We start from the raw sequence: 16,264 nt of genomic DNA on the forward strand, positions 1-16,264 counted from the left end.
TTATTCGGCTTGCTAAAAAAGTTGCTTGTCCACGAACATTTTGTTCAATCGATTTAACATTGCTCGTCCAAATAGACGATTTGTTCGACCGGGAGCTTGACCACCTTCGCGATCCGGAGCACCGTCTCGAGCTCGGGCTGCACGTGCTGGTTCTCCCAACGATTGTACAGACTCCGACCGACGCCGAGCAGCTCGGCGAATTCCACCTGGTTCATGCGATGGTCGTGACGTATTTCTTTCAAACGGTTCTTAACCACCATCCTCGATCACCTCACCGGATACATTCGGCGAAGCCGCTTGTCGAATCCTTTATCGAGGTATGGGAGGTTTTGACGAAAGAAAAACTCCGGAATCATGCCCCGGAGCCGACTTTCATTATATCTAAAAATGGAACCTTCGTCGTCTCTCCATTCCGCTCCACGTGCACGAGCCGCGTCCTCGCATCAAGTACGGCGATCCGGCCGATGACCGGTTCCTCCCAACCCCATACGGTCAACGTGACCGTGCTTTCCTCGTCCTTGGCTTCAGATAGCTGGTTGCCAAGCTCCTCGAGCTCGAACTCGTCCCGCGTCGGCCGTTTCGATTTTGCTTTTGCCAATCCGTCTCCTCCTCTCTCCGCTGCTTTCGGTCCGCTTCAATCGAATAATCCTCCAAGCCAAGGACTCGGTTTGGCGGGCTCGGCCTTGGCGATGATTAATTCGCTACCATGTATCACCCGAATCTGTCCGTCACGTAGCTCCACGTATCGCGCTTCGATCAGTCCTGTGATCGCCCTGCGAACCTGATCCTCGCGGCGCAAAGTGAAGCGGCAGATCCGTTTAATGTCCGGAACGCTCCACGCTTGCCCGTACAAGCTGTGAAGCACTCGAAGTACCTTACGCTCGCAATCGGTCAGCACGCCGGCCGACCCCTCTCGATCTCAACCGCCAGTATACCCGCGAGACGAAAAGTCCGGGGCGATTGGCTATCCTGACAATACGCTTTGATAACCGATTCCCCAACGTGCCGAATCATGATCTTGTGTTTCGAAAGTTTACCGTCGTTCTCTCGATACACGATAACGACGGTCTGGCCGACATATTTCATCAGCTTCCTTTGCACGACACATCGCCCTCCTTTAAACAAGAACATATGTTCCCATTATATTCGAAGGAATGTCATTTTTGCAAGATACGTCAAAAATGTAATGTGAGCCTCGTTGCCGCAGGAACAGAAAAAAGCCCCGCCAACCGAAGCCAGCGGGGCAAATTTCCAAGCGCTTGGGATTTCACTCGTACGGTATCCCAATCTCTTTCCGGAGCGCCGACGCCGCAAAATGGGCAGCTTGACGCACCTGTTCGTCCGCTGACGCACCGTAAAGGGCGCCGAGTACCGAAATAACCTTCGCGGCCGCAGGGGCGTCAAAAAGCGGCTCAGGCGGTTTGACAACGGGTGGCTCCGACTTGGCCGGCGGAAACGTGTTCCACCAGCCCTCCGAGCCGTATGATTCGTCGTAATCGATGCCGATCCCGTTCACGGTGACGTCGTTCTTGTACTGGTAGATATGTATCCCGTCCGCTTTCCGGCCCCGACTCCATGCATACGTCTGCCAGTACCGAGAGCACACGGCGGCGCCTTTCACCGCCTCGATTACAGCGAACGAACCGTACACGCCCGTCGGGTAACCCGGCGTCGCCTCGCTGCAGGCACGAATGTACTCGATGACGGTCGGCATCTGCGCGGCCGTTGCGTCGAAGTCCACGGCGAAGTAGATCGCGGAGCCCGCTGGCTGCCCGAGCTCGGCCGCCAGCTGCAGCGCCGCCGCTCCGTCCGTAAGGCCCGCTGCTCGGCCGCCGAGCGCCCGGTCCGCTGTTGTTTCGAAGACCGAGACGATCTGGAGGCCGGCGGCGCTGATCCGGTCCGCCTCCTCCCGGGTCAGGCGCTTCCAGCTATTTTGGACAGGCGTCAGGTACCGGCAGACGAACGCGAAGCCGTCCCGCCTAAAAGCGGCCGCCGTAGCGGCCGTGAGCGGCGTTGCGCAATCAAACCCCTTTGCCATTGTCCGACTCCCCTTTCTGCTTCAGCTGCTCGAGGAATTTAACGAGACCTGGCGGCAACTGAACGCCGATCGGCCCGAGGTTTTCGACAACCGACAAACCTTCGCGGCCGGCGTAAAAGTACACGGCCAGCGTTCGAAAAATCGGCGTGTCGCCGCCGACCCATTGGTCAGCCATGGCCGCGAGCGCGATGACGCCGAGAATCACGCCTTTTCTGACACCGCCCCAAAACATCTTTTCACTGGTGACTGCTCTCGTTTTGAGGGCTCCCAGGACGCCCGTAGCGTAATCGGCGATCATCAAAGCGACCAGAACCTGCAGGGCGATATCCCAGCCGCCGAGGGCGGATGCCAACAGCCCGGCGATGGCGCTCAACCCTCCAAACGCGAATTCCTTCCCCGTGCTGCCGGCCGCGGCCGACGTAATCGTCGCTACAAACAATTTAACCCCCATAAACTCCATCCTCTCCCGCCCGAAGGCAATAAAATAGCCCCGGATCGGCTCCGGGGCGCGTAAATTAGGATTGCGGAAAAGCGATTGCCATCGTGTCGTCGTACTCCTGCTGCGTAATCCAGCCTTGCTCGAGCGCGTTGTCAATCTGCGCCACGGTAAAAGTTTCGGCGGCGTATTGCTTGACCGGCTGGACGTACGCGGCGGGGATGTCGGCGAAGCTTTGCGTGCCATACAGGTAGATGTTGCGGGCGTACGTGTTGGTCCGAAACGCGTAGATCGGCATGTCCCTGTTCACCTCCTCCCATTAATCAAGGCCAAGCTGCCCGAACACGAAATCCATAAAGGCCGCCATGTCCGTGTTGGTCTGTGCCAACTGCTGGAGCAAGGCGGCCTTATCTTGTTCAAGGCGTGCAATTTTTTGTTCCGGCGTCTCCGGCTGCGGCGCATTCCGGATCGCGTCGATCTCCTCGGGCGTCAACGCCTCCGCCCACTCCCCTGTGGCGAGGTCGAAGCGCGGCTTATACAGCCCCGGCGGTAATGGGACGGCCACGCGGTATCCGACGAGGACCGGTTCGGGTTCCGGCGTCTCCTCCGTCGGCGCGGGCGTCTCGTAGATTTCGGCGACGCCTTTCTCGTCAAGCGTTACGAGCTCCGGTTCGATGAATTGGCCGTCGAGGCCGATTTTATATGCTTCTTTCACGGTCAGCTCTCCTTACTGCTCTGCTCGGAATTTGATATTGCTCAAATCCAAGGCGTTGTTTGACCCGACTCGGAAAATCTCGACATTGCCCGACGCACGGACCGTAGCAAACGCCGGATAGCTATTTGCAGCGCCAGAATCATAGTTCGCAATGGGGAACCTTCTATTTTTGCTTGGCCTGTACCCGGGAGGGAGAATGAGAATAACGGTATCGTTCGCAGTAACCCCGCCCGAGATAACCCCGACAAGGCTTACCTCGTTTTGGTCGTTCTTCGTGTATCCTGCCGCATCAGCCCCGCTCGACCAGCCATTCAGTAGCCCCGGTGTAATGTAACCCGGCTGCTGCTTCCCGGCCTTCTGCGTTTGCAGCACGGAAACGTCCCGCCGAAGCCCGGTTATCGCCTCGACCGCATCGTCGACCGTTTCGCGGATGTTCGCCGTCACGACTCCGGTTATCGAAGCCGGGGCTATGCCGAGCGCGAACGTGTCCAGCGCGAAGTATGTGACGGAGTAGGCGGCGGTCGGGTCGAAATTCGCATTGTCGGCGTAAGCCCGCACTTTCCCGTTCGCAACCGTAGTGTCCCTCGTCCATTTACCCGTGTCGTCGACACCGCCCTTGTAGAAGCGATAAATCGTATTTGCCCGATACTTGAACAAAGATGACGGATAGTTCGTGTTGTTGACCTGATTGTTCGTTCCGGTCGCGTATGGCTTCGCCGCCTCCCGCACCACGATGCCCGTCCCTAATTCGATCTGATTCGGTCCGTCATGTAGAAGCAGCTCGCCCTCGTAGTTGACCGTCTCGGTTACGGATTGTGCGAGTTGGTATTGCAGGCGGTATGACTCCCAATTTTTAATCCCGGTATTGTTGGGTGCTGGCTGGGTCGGCAGGGTTGTGGTAAATCCGGGATAGCTACCGTTGTGCCGGATATACTCGTACTGCGGCAACCAAGCTTTCGTCCCCGATCCGTTATAAACCGAGTCTACCCCGCCTTCAAGTTGGTACATCTTCCAGCCCATGAAATACGCCTTTATTTCTTCCGGCGTGACGTTAGTATAGTTGTCTCCCCAGCCAGAATCAGTTGCGGAAACAGTAATACTTATGGTGTTTGCTGGTGAATAGAGCGTGCTTTGGTCTGCCGCAGTATACGATCCATTACTATTTTTAAGCGGCTTGCCATCATACTTTAAAACCACTTCGCTATTTGTAACGCCGCCATTTACTGTCGCCGCCACCATTTTAAATCCTGTTCCATTGGAACCAAGCCCCCACACCAGCGAACCATCCAACGTCATTTCCCGGAACCGCCGCGTAATCGTCTTCCCTTCCAGCACATCCGCGACACTGCCGTCGACGTTCGATCGGAGCTGACAGTCGGGCAGGAACAAATACGACAGCTTTTGCGGTTCAAACGGCAGCGCGGACGAGCCGACATTCATTCGGAAATTACTGAATGTAAATGTGCCTGTCGTATTACCGTGCACGACAAGTGCTACACGGATTTTTTTGATGTTTGCAGGGATCGCATACGTTAGAGTTTGGACACCATTCAAAGTGCCGGGGCTGGATGCACCGAACTGCATTCCGCCGTCATCCGGTACGAGGGATATGTCCAAATAACCGCCACCAGATCCTACACCGTTCACACTCGATATATCTACCGAGACGGTATAGGTCTGACCGGGAACAACGGTTGCATAAAACCCGTAGATATCATAATCGGAACTGGACTTTGTATCGGTCACCTTATACGGTTCTACAACCGTCCAATTCGACCCACTGAAGCCGGTACACTCTGAAGACGGCGGGAATAGATTCTTACCCGGATTCATCGCATAGACCGCGTTGACCGACTTCATGTCGTCGACGTACGGGTATTTGGCGGCGATATATTTTTGCGCGTCGGATGCGGACAGGCCGTCGATGTACGTTTTTTCGGCCGCCGTGATTTCGTAGAGCTGGAAAGCATCGAATCCGGCGAGCGGCGCTTCGGTCGCGGTACCCTCTACGAGTCCGAACGCGTATAGCGTTGTTGCCGTAGGCTTGAACGTGACGTACATCATCCGCCATTTTGTTACGTCTCCGGCGACAAGTCCCGTAGATGCACCACCGGAAGCATTGCCCGGGGTCGTACCAATAGCAATCCCCGCTCGATGATCCGAGCGTACATAGCCCGAAAACAAATAAAATTTTGACGTATCCAATACAGCCGGAGCTAACCGATGCAGGATCGCGACGGAATTTGTAAGCGAGCCCTGTATCGTCAAGGATTGCGTTCCGAGCACCTTGCTAGAGTCCGGCGTGACGGATGCCGTGCCTTCCGTCGCATAACCCGCCCATCGAGTCGTTATCTCGAAATTCCCGTCGCGACCGAGATAATTGACAAGCGTTCGCCCGGTCGTCCGAAGCTCCTTGAACCGCGACGTCCGCTCCGCGTTGACGATGCTGACGCCCTGCGGGATGGTGACGGGGATGTCGGCGCCCGGGTCGATCTGCGTATGCGCGTCCTTGATCCCCTGCTCCCAGCGGTTCGCGTCCGCTTCCGTGACCGTCTCTCCGTACTGCCAATTCGTTTTTGCGTTGTAAGGCAAGTCCTACACCTCCATGGTCTTGATCGTTTGCTTGATGACCGTGTCCGTCGTGATCGGGACGAATACGTTGTTGGAGCTGACAAGCTGCCCGGTGGCGCTGCGCAGCTCGATGAGCGTGATCTCCGAGACGGATCCGGCCGGAACAAGGAACTCCATCAGCAGCACGTTCCCGGTCGTCTGCTTGATTTGGAACGTTGTGATCTCGTAAGCCCCGCCGTTCAGCACGACTTTCGCGATCTTGTCGTCGGTGTACTCGGTCAGCTCAGCTAAGTAGCCTGCATCGATCATTTTACTTGCACCTCCTGCCCACGCGCGGCGAACGGCGTTTGCCCGATCTTCCAAGTCGTCGACAGCTGGGTCATCCGGTTCAGCGGGATTTTATAGATGCGCTCCTGCAGCCCGATTTGCGCGGCGAGCGCCGTCGACTGGATATAGACCAGGTTGGCCGGCTTGACCGTCTTGATCGTGTACTCCATCTCTTTGAAGATCGCCGCGTCCGGGATATCCACGGTCACCTTCAGGACGAAATTCTGGACATCGACCTCAACCGTGGCCTTGCCGGCGCCGACGAGGAAATCGAGCCGATCCTGCAAATACCTAACCGTAAACGGCGGTTTCGTCGTATACCGGTTGATGATCCGGATCTTCCGGAAGTCGAGCGATTCGTTCGTCGGGTCCGCCTTGATGTTAAGCTGCTGCTCGCGCCGTTTGATCGCCGCCTCGCTGGACGTCATGACGAATTGATCGTCGAGCAGCTGCTCGATCGCGCCGGCCAGATCGTCCAGCTCTACGTCCTCGGTTTCCATTAGCTCGACAAAATCCTTGATGTCCCGGTACAGCTCCGGCAAGTACGTCATGAGCGGCCTACGCTCCATGGATCGTCACCGTCCCCATCGTCGGGATTTGCTCCGTGCCGAGCGTCAAGTTGTTACCCGAGCCGTTGATCTTCGTGGCCGTAACGTCATCGACACCGTCGACGCCGAGGATGCGCGCCTCGATCTGACTGACCCGGACGACGAGCTGCGTTTCGTCCTTCCACGCCTGCCGGAGTGACAGCAAATAATCGCTGACGGCCTGCTGGATGTCACCCTCGACCTGTCCAATCGTAATGCCGCTCGCCAGCGTGACCGTCGTCTCGACGTTGACCGTGAGCGCCGCAACAGCCGCGATCGTCACGCTATGGCCGATCGGTGCGAGCCCGACGCCCTCCCCGCTGTTTACGACCGGGTCGATCATCGTCTGCACGTCGTTGACCAGCTGCGCGGACGGAACAGTAAAGTCACTGGCGATCAACGTTGCCTTGACCGTCCCACCCCCCTGCCACGCCGGGAAGACTTTGACACCGCCGACGCCCGGGATCTCGTCGAATTTCCGTTTGTAATCGGCAATGTTGCCGCCGAATGGCTGCTCATTGATCGCGGACAAGTACCGACTCCGCAGCGCGGCGTCCGTCTCCTCGTCTTCGCCGGGTACGAGCACATCCGCCAGCTCCGCGCGAGAGAGCCCCGGCACGTAATCGATCGGGAGCAGCGTACCGAATACCGTATTGCCGACCGTGCCGGCCGTTTCGGCCTCCATCTCAAATTGTCCAGTCGCCAGCTTCTTCACCGTGACGAAGGTGACGCTCCCGATCGAAAAGCGGCTGCCGAGCGGCACGTCGACCGGCGCGTTTGCGGCACCGAAGAATAGCCCTTTCCGCTTTGCTTTGGTCGCCGGCTCCCGGTTGATCCCATACTCAGCAGTCCGGCGTTCCAGGTACTCCCCCGTCGCGGTGTCCGCAAAGGACAGGTTCATGTTCGAGTCGAGCTCCATATACATCAGCGCCAGTTCGGCGGCCGCCGGCGCCAGCGCGTCGTATATGATACCGCCCTCGCGCTTGTCCACGCTGTTTGGGACGCGGTCAAGCATGCGCTTGAGAATTGCGGCATAGGTTAGATGCTCGTACATGCTACACCTCCGTCGTCATCTTGAAATTGCCGAATTGCGTCACGACCGTGAAGGTAGCCGTCAGCGCGTCGCCGTTCGTCGTGATCTCCATACCCTCGATCGCTCGAATGCGGTCGTCGACGAGCAGCGCCTCCTTGATCCGGCGTCCAACGATCGACCTCGCGACGCCTGGATCCGCGCCGAGCGCTTCGTTTAGCTCGTGGCCGTAGTTGCCGCTGTAGATCGTGTGCTCGAACCGGTTCGTCTGCAGCACCTTGAATACGGCCTGTTTCATGGCTTCGAGGCCGTCGACCTGCCCGACGATCCGGTTCCCGACGATCGCATACGTCCGGGTCGGCTGCTGCCGCACGTCCGCCCCCGTCGCAATCGTCGCTTTTATACCGCCCTGTGGGAGCATGCTACGTCCCCACCCTTCCGAGGATGAAATATTGTGTCCCACCTTGCACCCGGAGCAGCGCGACGCCCTCGCCCACCGCCAGCGCCTTCCGGATGACGATTTCCTGCGGGCCGCTTGTCGTGCTGACCGTGACCTTGTATTCCGTCAGCTCCTCCGGGACAATCAAAAAATCCTCCGGAAGCGTGAGTCGTTGATCGACGTTCACTTCGAGAGGATTTGTCTTGGTCACCGTGCCGTATTGGACAATAACCGGCCGCGTCGCATCGACAGCACCGACACCGGCCTGCTTGATCGCTTCGACAAGTCTCTTCATCCGTACACCTTCAATTCCAATTCCATGGTATGGTCAGCCCCTTCGAACTTGTGGATGCACTCATCGACGAGGCAATACTGCAAAAGGCCAAACTCCGCGATATCGACGATGATGTAGCTGCCGGCCCGGACCCGCAAGTCGCCGATCGCCTCGAGTCGAAACGTCCGCGTCTCCCGGTTTTTCAGCTCGATCAGATTGTTCATGGCCTCGATGATCTGCGCCTCGTTCATGTTCTCGTCCGCCTTTTGGTACAGCTGCAGCAGCCCCCACCGCGCAATCGTGGACGAATCTTGCGTGATGTACAAGTCCCGGCGTCCGGTCTTCTTATTGTCCTGGACGATCATGATCCGATTGTACGAGTCCGAATCGATCGACCGGGTATGCTTGTAGTCAAATAACAGGCTGCGGTCGCCGATTACGACATCGAGCGCCATGTCCTCCACGTTGCGCAGCGTCAGCGACCCGAAATCGTCGTACAGGACAAAGTTCTGTTGGGTCGCGGTCAGCGTCAAGTCGAGCGCCTTGCACGCGATGTCGAGCAGCTTGGAGCCGTCCTCGACCATGGCCGGGATCGCGTAACCGGTGTCCGCCAGCTCTCCAACCGTCAGACCGAAGTCGCTTGCAATCTTCCGGATGATCTCTGTGGCCGTCGTATTCTGGAATACGTACGTGTCCGATGTCATCATATAACGCATCTGATCGTAGGCCGTGATTGTGACCTCTTCGTCCTTGCCGGTATCCACGCCGAAGATGTAGCCATAGAAGACGTCCCGGTCGTCCACCCGGACCCGTACGACGTCCCCCGGGTTGTACGCGAAATACCGGCTTTCGTACAGCCCGCCTTTCACGAATGAGAGCGTCAGGCTACCTGCCTTGCCGATCCGGGCCGTCCGCCACGTGAAGCCCGGGACCAACCCGGACAGGTCCCATACGTTGCCGTCTCGGTTGTCGATTGATATTTCTACACGCAAGGCGCTTCACCCCCTAGTTGGCCGGCAGCTTGATGACCCGGCCGGGCGCCAGCTGCTTCATCTCCGCGTCCGTGATCCCGTTGAGCGCCAGAATGTCTTTGTACCGGGAGCTGTCCGTGTTATAAAAGCGCATGGCGACATTTATCAGGTTATCGCCCGGCTGCAGCGTGTACGTCTCCGGTCGGACCCGCTCGTCCAGGCGCTCGTTCGGACGCGTGTACAGGATCGTCTTCCCGTCTTCTTGTACGACGTCGTACCGGCGCGCCGCATAGAAGCGATATTCCTTCAGCGCAAGTTCGTATTCGATGTCGCCCGGGCTGCCCGCGACTTCCCTCCATTCGAATTTCTCGATGGACGCGGGGATGTTGATGTCATGTACTTCGCGCTCTTGCTGCGCAAGGCTTGTAGCTGCAAAGTAGCCGACATAAATAAAGCGAATCGGTCGCTTTGTATGCATCCAACTTCGTAATTTATTCACGTACCACATTGGTTCTTTTAGGTTCACGCCATCAATAACGAGGGAATTATTCACTGGAAAAAAGCTCTTGAAGCTTATCTCCATGAGTTGCGGGCCCTTGATGACATTGATCTCCCCGATGGACTCGTCCTCTTTTGGAATGGCGTTGATCCCTCCCCCGACGATGTCATACGTCTTCCCGCTCACGCTTTGCCGGACCTCGATCGATTCGGGATTGATCGGGAGGCGGAAGCCCTCCGCCTCGTTGTTGAAGCTCAACCGTATCGCATGGATATTCTCATACCTAGTTGCCATATATCCCCTCCGCTGTAGAAGCGATTTCTGTCACGATTCGATCCTCGATTTGACGAATGACATCGTCCAGATCCACGTCATTCCGGATGTCTCCGGTCTGCACGCGTACGACCGGTGTCAAGGTGACGAAATTCTGGATGTTCCGCATCTCGGACAAGTCGCGTAAGACTTTCAGGTCTTCGCTGGAAATATCGACCTTGTCCTTGATCTTGCCGACCTCGTCGACCCTGTTGATATTGACGTTGTTCTTGTTCCAGTTATCCAAGACGCCGCCGAAATCGGTCGCTTGCTTCACCTTGCCGACGAGGTTCGCGCCGGCCTTGTATCCGTAGTCGAACTCGTTCTTGTAGTCCTTCTGCTCCATCCGGGCGATCGAGACGACCTTTTTGTCGCTGGTCGGCTGCGAGAGCTGGTCCATGATCTTCGAAATCGAGTCGCTGACCGCGTGGACGTTCGTCTCGTCAAAAAGTGTAAGCTGCTTGATGTCGAAGCCCGGCAGCTTGTTCAAGCCGTCGATAAGCCAGTTAATGCCCTTCAGAACGGCATTGATCGCCTTGAGCACCGTTGTCATGAACGAGCCCGCGAAATCCTCGGCGCCGCGGATCATCTTCCTGTTCACCTCGAGGAAGAGCATCGCTAAGTCATAAAACAGTTTTTTGACGGCGTAAACGGGGTCAATGAACAAATTGATCAAAAATTCGGCGAACGATGCGAACAGGTTCCAGGCGATCGCGACCTGGTTGTACAGATAAGCGAACAGCACCATAAACGCCCCGAATACTGCGCCGACAATCTGCTCCCCTGTTACTCCGAAACGGGTCAGAACGAACACCAATAGACCGATGACCGCAATAATCAGCAGAATCGGCCAGTTGATCGCGAGCCATGCCGCCACCTGTGCGTACAGCGGAGGTAGGGCCGCCCAAAGCTTGGCGATAAGGTGGACCGTCAACCAAACGCCGATCATGGCGAGTATGGCCCCGACCGTTGGCCCTAGCCGTTGAATGACGTCACCAAACCAAAGTGCCCCGCGGACGAGTAGGCCAAACAAGGTCGCGGTAATTCGCAAGCCCACTTCCAACGCCCTGAAAAATCCGTTAAATCGACCTTCTTTGAAGGACGTGTTCAGTAGTTGGATTAACGGAAGCAGCCCGCGCATCGCGGCCCCGCCGGCGTCGGCTAGTCCCGATTTCAAATTATTCTTCAGGATCTCCGCCTGCTTGGCCGGGCTCGCGAGCATCTTTTCGAAAGCGGCCTGTCCCATCTTCTGCTTTTCGAGCAGCTGGTCGAACGCCTTGAGGAACCCGTCGATGTCCCCGGCTTTCCCGAGCTCGTCGATCTTGAACGCCCGGATGTCCGTCTTCGACATGTTGAACCGCTCGGCCAGCGACACGATGTCGCCGCTCATCGCCTCTTTCAGCGCAAACGCCGCGCCCTCGAGCCCGTTGCCCGCGCTATCGAAGGCATTGAGACGCTGGGTCAGGTTGTTCAGCTTCTCAAGCTGCTTCGTGTCTTGCGTGGTCGAGAAGAACGAGAGCGTCCCTTGCAAGGCATCCTTGACGTCCATGCCGGCCTTCAACGCATCCGCCTTGAATTTCTCAAACATGGCCGCCCCGACCTGATCGTCGCCCGTCCGCGCCTTGAACATGTCCTGCAGCTTCTCCTGCTCCATCGCGCCGCCGATCGTGACTTGGGTGAGCCCCTTTGCTGCTTCAAACCCGAGGTATGCTGCCGCAAAGCCTTTCACCCGGTCCACAAGACTACTGGTCGCCTTCTCCCCGTCTTTGACGGACTTGTTAAAGGCGTTTTGCGAATGCGTCGACTTGTCGATCGCCTGCTGGATCTCCGCCTCGGCTGCCGTGATCTTGGAACGGGCTGCGTCGAAGGAACGACCAATATTCGAGTTTCGGTTCGTCGCCGTCTGAAGCTGCTCCATGGCGTTCAGCGTTGAATGAAGAGCCTGCGTTATGGCATGCAGCGGGCGCGTGAACGCATCGAACAGCTGCAGCGTGCTTTGAACGGTCGCCATCTTCCACCCCCTTTCCGGCCATGAAAAAGCGCCCAAGTGGGCGCTTATCCGATGAGTCCGACCTTTTTCAAGTCCTCTATGCTGAAGTAGTTGATCTTGTTGTGCCGCTTTACCTTGATTCCGTTTGCGGTTGTTTCTCCAGATTCCTTATCCCGCCAGTCGGAGGGCAAATTCAGTCTGGCAAGTTCCTTCAGAACCTCGGTGTCTTTCTTTGCTATAGGATAAAAGACAAGGTCGTTCCCCTCATATTTGCTATCGACCTGATATACCTTGTAAAGAAAGCCGCCTTGCATCCACCCCTCGCTCAGTTTTGGCGGTAGAGGCTTGTTTTCCAATTTCGCCATCATGTACGACTCCTCGTCCTCATCCGAGAAAACTCCGAGATTGTTTCCGGCACGGTCAACCGCTTCGTACATGACGACGCCATCACGGGTAAAGAACCCTGATTCGGTACTCTCCCTGATCTCGACGTCAGGCGTCAAGACACCGCCCTGCGGCAGTCCCGAGCCCGGTTTTGCGACTGAGCCCGTCGACGTTCCCGGCGCGGCCGGATCGGTGGAACCCGCTTGCTTCGTATCTATTTCAACCCGCTTCAGGTCATCATTCCATTTGTATTGCACCCCGGTCAAGTCCCCCAGCTTCGCCAACGGGACGTATGTCGAGCCCTCATAGTTCAGAACCGGGTGCTCCGGATCCGCGAATTCCTTTCCGTTGACAAAGATCGGATAGGAGGCTGCGGTCAAAACGAATTGCTTGATCTGATCGGCGAACACGCTAGACCCAATCGTCAGCGTCACCCCTACAATGATTCCTGCGACAAATTTCTTCAAAGCGATTTCCTCCCCGGCTACCAAAATTTACATCCATATTATCACATCTTTACGCGGGCCGGGGAGAAAAGTCGCATTTTGCCTTACCTCTTTTTCGGCTTTTTGGCCTGTGCTTGCTTCTCCGCCTTGATGCGGATGTCGATCATGGCGATTAGCATCGCTTTGTGGCGCTGCGGCAGCTCCGCGAATTCCCACGGCTTGATGCCGAGCTCATGGAGGGCGTAGTAGGCGTAATTCGCCTCCCCGTCGCCCCCCTCGATCAGTTTTTTGCTGCTTCGATATCCTCGTTGATATCGCGGTCAAAGCCGCTGAGCTCTTGCGTCTTCGTGAGCAAGGCGGCGTATTCGCCGGCAAGCAGCATTTTCCGAAGCAGGACCTCAGCGCCCCTAACGCCGTAGGAGTCCTGCAGCGCCGTGTCCTTCAGGTTCGGAAACTGAACGCTCGCCGCGGCCATCTTGGCGATGAATTCCCCTTGGTCGATTTCTTGGATGGAGGAGCCGCCCGGGCCCTTCTTGACCCGGGTGCAGGCTTTCCGGATCGCCTCCGACTCATCTTGCGTCACCGCGCGCAGCTTCCACTCGATCGGTTTGCCATCCTTATCCTTGAACCGCTCGGACACCACGAACGATTCGACGATCTCCGTGGATACGTTTTGCGCGAAAAATGCGGATAATTCACTCATGGTTTATGCCTCCTGGATTAGCCCGAAACGGGCTTTTTGAATGTCTCGGGCAGTTCGACGCCGTCGAAGGTAAAGTCGATATCTTCGTCGAGCGTTTCGCTTTCCGTATCGAGCTTTGCGATGACGACACTGTCGAGGTTGACGTTTTTCAACACGACCGTCTGTGGGCCGACGCTCGATGTCTGGTCCTCGTTGGTCACCACGATATCGAAGTACGTATCGATCCCCTTCTCGATATAGTCGTACATGATTTGCCGAAACGTCGACGTGACGTAGTAGATCGTCATCGACCCGGTACCCGTCCAGCCGGTCGCCTTATGCTGCGTGCCGCGTCGGCCAAGCGTCTTGACCTCGGATTTCTCTTTCTCGATCGTGGCCTCGAGGGACTTGATGTAGAACATCTCCTCGTTGATAACCTGCCCCGAAGCGGTGGTGATCGTCGCGTACGCGCGGCCTTCTTGGCCGGAAATCGTGTCTTGCGCTCTAAGAAACGACATGTCAGTTCACCTCCACGGTCATATAGACCTTTTCGATCGAATCGACCGGCTGCACGGCGGCGTTGACGACGATCGCGTCCGTATCGTTGCCCGGCAGGACGGTGACGTCGGTCTGCACGTCGAAATTCTGGATCGCGTTGATCACGGTCATATAGACCTTTTCGATCGAATCGACCGGCTGCACGGCGGCGTTGACGACGATCGCGTCCGTATCGTTGCCCGGCAGGACGGTGACGTCGGTCTGCACGTCGAAATTCTGGATCGCGTTGACTCCTTGCAGCGTCGCCAGGTAGCCGGTGCATTCCTTCTTGAACAGGTTCCGGCCGTCGGCGTTGTTGTTCACCTTGCCAATGTAGAACGATTCGAAAATCCGCTTGAAGTCGTTGGCGATCCCGTCCAAGACGCGGATGACGCGGTTTTTGGAGAACGCTTTGCCCTTCTCCGGCGTGAAGCCGGTCAGCGTATTAATGTCCTGCTCGACGACGGCGCGGCCGTTGTTCGGGATGAACACGAACTCGCCAGCCTTCAGCGCTGCCTCGATCTGCGAGTTGGAGTACCGCGTGTCGACGTCAACGGCGTCGTTGTACGCCGCATACGTCAGCGACTCGTTCATTTCCGCTCCGGCGGTCGCCGCGGCCACCCACACGGTCGCCTGTGCCGCCGGGATCGTCGTTCCGTCCGCCAGCTTGACGCCGTTCTTCACGCTAATGACGCCTTCGTAATCGGCTGCCGGATAGTTCTCGACGACGAGCTGGATTTTACGCCCTTCGTCCTCCCGGAGCCGCTTGACGAACGAGATGTAGACGGACTTCAAAGTCGAGTCGGTCGCCGGCAGCGCCATCGTCTGGAACTCGTGCAGCTCGATCGCGGCCAAATAGTCCGAATGGTCCTGATTCGCGACCGAACCATCCGCGCCGTTTGTCAGCGGCACGCCCGCCGTCGTCGTGAGCGTCCCTGTCCCGGAGAAATCGACCCATGCATTGCTCGTCAGGCCGGCGATATTCGCGACCGTCTGCAAATCGACCTCGACGTCCGATACGAGCGTTTTGACGTCGAATTTCGCAGAATCGTCGATGTTGGTTTGGACGACGATTTTGATGTCGTTCCCGCGGAGCCCACCGTACTTGGCCGTCGCGGTCAGGCTGCCGTGTGTGGCCGTCGCCTTCGTCCCGGTATTGAGCCGGAACAACCGGACTGTCTGCGCGCGCTTGAATGCCTCGCGAATCAGCAGCATTTGCGGCGCCGTGATGTCGTAGCCGAGTACGTCCTTCAGGTCATCGCCGGCGTTGAGCGTGATGACCGTCTTCGGGGCGCCCCAGCTGAGCGACAGCGCCATCGTCATCACGCCGCGCTCCCCGACGGTGCCGAGCTGCGCCCGATTGACGAAATTGATGTAAATGCCCGGGCGGACTTTGTTCTGCGTGACCCATGTGCCTCCTGCCATCTTATCGGGCCTCCTTGTTCAAAAATTCCTTTACGACCGCACGCGCTTTTTCCAGCGTATACGGCGTCCCGTCCTGCAGCAGCGCCCGGAGGATGTCTTTCTCCTGCACGGTAAACTGCTTCGAGGCGAGAACCTGCTCCTTGCTATAGGTCGGCTCGGCCGACTCGGTTTGCTTTTTCATGGCTTGACGCTCGCCTCCTGTTCCATTTGTCCCATAAGGGGATTGCTCGGAGCCGGTCGCATGATATGGAAGTCATAATCGACGTAGAAGTGAAGCACGTCTTCGACGATCTCGTGGTTCATGCGCGTCCCCCGGACCTTCCCGCCGGCCACCGTGATGTATTCCATGATGTCGTACAACGTGGATGCGACCGCGTGGCACTCCTCGTACGTGTCCGCAAAGAAATGCACGTCGAACGAATGCGTCCGCATGTACCGGCGGCCGACCTCCCGGGTCTGATCCGCCGTCAGCAGCTTGACGAAGAAGTCCCGCAGCCGAAGCCCTTGACGGATCTCCTCGTCGTGGATCTTGCTCGCGGGGAAAGCATCGGCCAGCGCACCGACTACGCCATTACGGACGTCGTTGATCTCCATGGCCTAT

21 protein-coding genes are annotated in these 16,264 nt (G+C 57.4%); all 21 read right to left on the reverse strand.

Translation table 11 applies throughout. From position 1 onward, the window contains the following. Window positions 1–53: 53 nt before the first annotated feature. Complete coding sequence (locus DLM86_RS00715; RefSeq protein WP_110838044.1) at window positions 54–260, reverse strand: helix-turn-helix transcriptional regulator; 207 nt, start codon at window positions 258–260, stop codon at window positions 54–56. Window positions 261–352: 92 nt separating this feature from the next. Further along, a complete protein-coding gene (locus DLM86_RS00720) occupies window positions 353–598 on the reverse strand; it encodes a YolD-like family protein (RefSeq protein WP_110838045.1) in 246 nt (81 codons plus the stop codon). A gap of 669 nt (window positions 599–1,267) precedes the next feature. Next, a complete protein-coding gene (locus tag DLM86_RS00735) occupies window positions 1,268–2,038 on the reverse strand; it encodes a DUF1906 domain-containing protein (protein ID WP_110838048.1) in 771 nt (256 codons plus the stop codon). Continuing rightward, entirely contained in the window at window positions 2,022–2,489 is a 468-nt protein-coding gene (locus DLM86_RS00740; RefSeq protein ID WP_110838049.1) for a phage holin family protein, read from the reverse strand. Before DLM86_RS00740 ends, DLM86_RS00735 begins: the two co-directional genes overlap by 17 nt. 64 nt (window positions 2,490–2,553) lie before the next feature. Further along, complete coding sequence (locus DLM86_RS00745) at window positions 2,554–2,772, reverse strand: hypothetical protein (protein WP_110838050.1); 219 nt, start codon at window positions 2,770–2,772, stop codon at window positions 2,554–2,556. Window positions 2,773–2,793: 21 nt separating this feature from the next. Beyond that, on the reverse strand, window positions 2,794–3,189 hold the full coding sequence (locus DLM86_RS00750) for a hypothetical protein (protein WP_110838051.1): 396 nt from the start codon (window positions 3,187–3,189) through the stop codon (window positions 2,794–2,796). Between the two features lie 12 nt (window positions 3,190–3,201). Next, window positions 3,202–5,781, reverse strand: coding sequence for a hypothetical protein (locus DLM86_RS00755; protein WP_110838052.1), 2,580 nt, complete (start codon window positions 5,779–5,781; stop codon window positions 3,202–3,204). 3 nt (window positions 5,782–5,784) lie between these two features. Then, window positions 5,785–6,069: a ketopantoate hydroxymethyltransferase gene (locus DLM86_RS00760; protein WP_110838053.1), complete on the reverse strand. Its 285-nt coding sequence runs from the start codon at window positions 6,067–6,069 to the stop codon at window positions 5,785–5,787. Next, on the reverse strand, window positions 6,066–6,656 hold the full coding sequence (locus DLM86_RS00765; protein WP_110838054.1) for a putative phage tail protein: 591 nt from the start codon (window positions 6,654–6,656) through the stop codon (window positions 6,066–6,068). Before DLM86_RS00765 ends, DLM86_RS00760 begins: the two co-directional genes overlap by 4 nt. Further along, complete coding sequence (locus tag DLM86_RS00770) at window positions 6,646–7,728, reverse strand: baseplate J/gp47 family protein (protein WP_110838055.1); 1,083 nt, start codon at window positions 7,726–7,728, stop codon at window positions 6,646–6,648. Before DLM86_RS00770 ends, DLM86_RS00765 begins: the two co-directional genes overlap by 11 nt. A gap of 1 nt (window position 7,729) precedes the next feature. Next, a complete protein-coding gene (locus tag DLM86_RS00775; protein ID WP_110838056.1) occupies window positions 7,730–8,125 on the reverse strand; it encodes a DUF2634 domain-containing protein in 396 nt (131 codons plus the stop codon). Window position 8,126: 1 nt separating this feature from the next. Further along, on the reverse strand, window positions 8,127–8,438 hold the full coding sequence (locus tag DLM86_RS00780; RefSeq protein ID WP_110838057.1) for a DUF2577 domain-containing protein: 312 nt from the start codon (window positions 8,436–8,438) through the stop codon (window positions 8,127–8,129). After that, entirely contained in the window at window positions 8,435–9,409 is a 975-nt protein-coding gene (locus DLM86_RS00785) for an XkdQ/YqbQ family protein (RefSeq protein ID WP_110838058.1), read from the reverse strand. The genes DLM86_RS00780 and DLM86_RS00785 overlap by 4 nt, the downstream gene beginning before the upstream one ends. A gap of 13 nt (window positions 9,410–9,422) precedes the next feature. Next, complete coding sequence (locus tag DLM86_RS00790; protein ID WP_110838059.1) at window positions 9,423–10,181, reverse strand: LysM peptidoglycan-binding domain-containing protein; 759 nt, start codon at window positions 10,179–10,181, stop codon at window positions 9,423–9,425. Continuing rightward, window positions 10,171–12,210, reverse strand: coding sequence for a phage tail protein (locus DLM86_RS00795; protein ID WP_110838060.1), 2,040 nt, complete (start codon window positions 12,208–12,210; stop codon window positions 10,171–10,173). The genes DLM86_RS00790 and DLM86_RS00795 overlap by 11 nt, the downstream gene beginning before the upstream one ends. 44 nt (window positions 12,211–12,254) lie before the next feature. Continuing rightward, window positions 12,255–13,040: a stalk domain-containing protein gene (locus DLM86_RS00800; protein WP_158289257.1), complete on the reverse strand. Its 786-nt coding sequence runs from the start codon at window positions 13,038–13,040 to the stop codon at window positions 12,255–12,257. 259 nt (window positions 13,041–13,299) lie between these two features. After that, window positions 13,300–13,722 (reverse strand): phage tail assembly chaperone, encoded by a 423-nt coding sequence (locus DLM86_RS00805; protein WP_110838062.1) that lies wholly within the window; start codon window positions 13,720–13,722, stop codon window positions 13,300–13,302. 17 nt (window positions 13,723–13,739) lie between these two features. Further along, window positions 13,740–14,219 (reverse strand): phage tail tube protein, encoded by a 480-nt coding sequence (locus tag DLM86_RS00810; RefSeq protein ID WP_110838063.1) that lies wholly within the window; start codon window positions 14,217–14,219, stop codon window positions 13,740–13,742. Between the two features lies 1 nt (window position 14,220). Continuing rightward, complete coding sequence (locus tag DLM86_RS00815; RefSeq protein WP_211326465.1) at window positions 14,221–15,663, reverse strand: phage tail sheath family protein; 1,443 nt, start codon at window positions 15,661–15,663, stop codon at window positions 14,221–14,223. Window position 15,664: 1 nt separating this feature from the next. Further along, window positions 15,665–15,844 (reverse strand): hypothetical protein, encoded by a 180-nt coding sequence (locus DLM86_RS00820; protein WP_110838064.1) that lies wholly within the window; start codon window positions 15,842–15,844, stop codon window positions 15,665–15,667. After that, window positions 15,841–16,257 (reverse strand): phage tail terminator family protein, encoded by a 417-nt coding sequence (locus DLM86_RS00825; RefSeq protein ID WP_110838065.1) that lies wholly within the window; start codon window positions 16,255–16,257, stop codon window positions 15,841–15,843. Before DLM86_RS00825 ends, DLM86_RS00820 begins: the two co-directional genes overlap by 4 nt. Window positions 16,258–16,264 lie beyond the last annotated feature (7 nt).

It is taken from the genome of Paenibacillus flagellatus, from assembly GCF_003217775.1.
Lineage (GTDB): Bacteria > Bacillota > Bacilli > Paenibacillales > NBRC-103111 > Paenibacillus_AB > Paenibacillus_AB flagellatus.

Coding starts and splice junctions, on each gene's coding strand:
- DLM86_RS00760 (WP_110838053.1), bottom strand. CDS start 6,069: ATGATCGATGCAGGCTACTTAGCTGAGCTGACCGAGTACACCGACGAC.
- DLM86_RS00740 (WP_110838049.1), bottom strand. CDS start 2,489: ATGGGGGTTAAATTGTTTGTAGCGACGATTACGTCGGCCGCGGCCGGC.
- DLM86_RS00805 (WP_110838062.1), bottom strand. CDS start 13,722: ATGAGTGAATTATCCGCATTTTTCGCGCAAAACGTATCCACGGAGATC.
- DLM86_RS00775 (WP_110838056.1), bottom strand. CDS start 8,125: ATGCTCCCACAGGGCGGTATAAAAGCGACGATTGCGACGGGGGCGGAC.
- DLM86_RS00765 (WP_110838054.1), bottom strand. CDS start 6,656: ATGGAGCGTAGGCCGCTCATGACGTACTTGCCGGAGCTGTACCGGGAC.
- DLM86_RS00715 (WP_110838044.1), bottom strand. CDS start 260: ATGGTGGTTAAGAACCGTTTGAAAGAAATACGTCACGACCATCGCATG.
- DLM86_RS00825 (WP_110838065.1), bottom strand. CDS start 16,257: ATGGAGATCAACGACGTCCGTAATGGCGTAGTCGGTGCGCTGGCCGAT.
- DLM86_RS00735 (WP_110838048.1), bottom strand. CDS start 2,038: ATGGCAAAGGGGTTTGATTGCGCAACGCCGCTCACGGCCGCTACGGCG.
- DLM86_RS00745 (WP_110838050.1), bottom strand. CDS start 2,772: ATGCCGATCTACGCGTTTCGGACCAACACGTACGCCCGCAACATCTAC.
- DLM86_RS00810 (WP_110838063.1), bottom strand. CDS start 14,219: ATGTCGTTTCTTAGAGCGCAAGACACGATTTCCGGCCAAGAAGGCCGC.
- DLM86_RS00790 (WP_110838059.1), bottom strand. CDS start 10,181: ATGGCAACTAGGTATGAGAATATCCATGCGATACGGTTGAGCTTCAAC.
- DLM86_RS00780 (WP_110838057.1), bottom strand. CDS start 8,438: ATGAAGAGACTTGTCGAAGCGATCAAGCAGGCCGGTGTCGGTGCTGTC.
- DLM86_RS00795 (WP_110838060.1), bottom strand. CDS start 12,210: ATGGCGACCGTTCAAAGCACGCTGCAGCTGTTCGATGCGTTCACGCGC.
- DLM86_RS00820 (WP_110838064.1), bottom strand. CDS start 15,844: ATGAAAAAGCAAACCGAGTCGGCCGAGCCGACCTATAGCAAGGAGCAG.
- DLM86_RS00770 (WP_110838055.1), bottom strand. CDS start 7,728: ATGTACGAGCATCTAACCTATGCCGCAATTCTCAAGCGCATGCTTGAC.
- DLM86_RS00815 (WP_211326465.1), bottom strand. CDS start 15,663: ATGGCAGGAGGCACATGGGTCACGCAGAACAAAGTCCGCCCGGGCATT.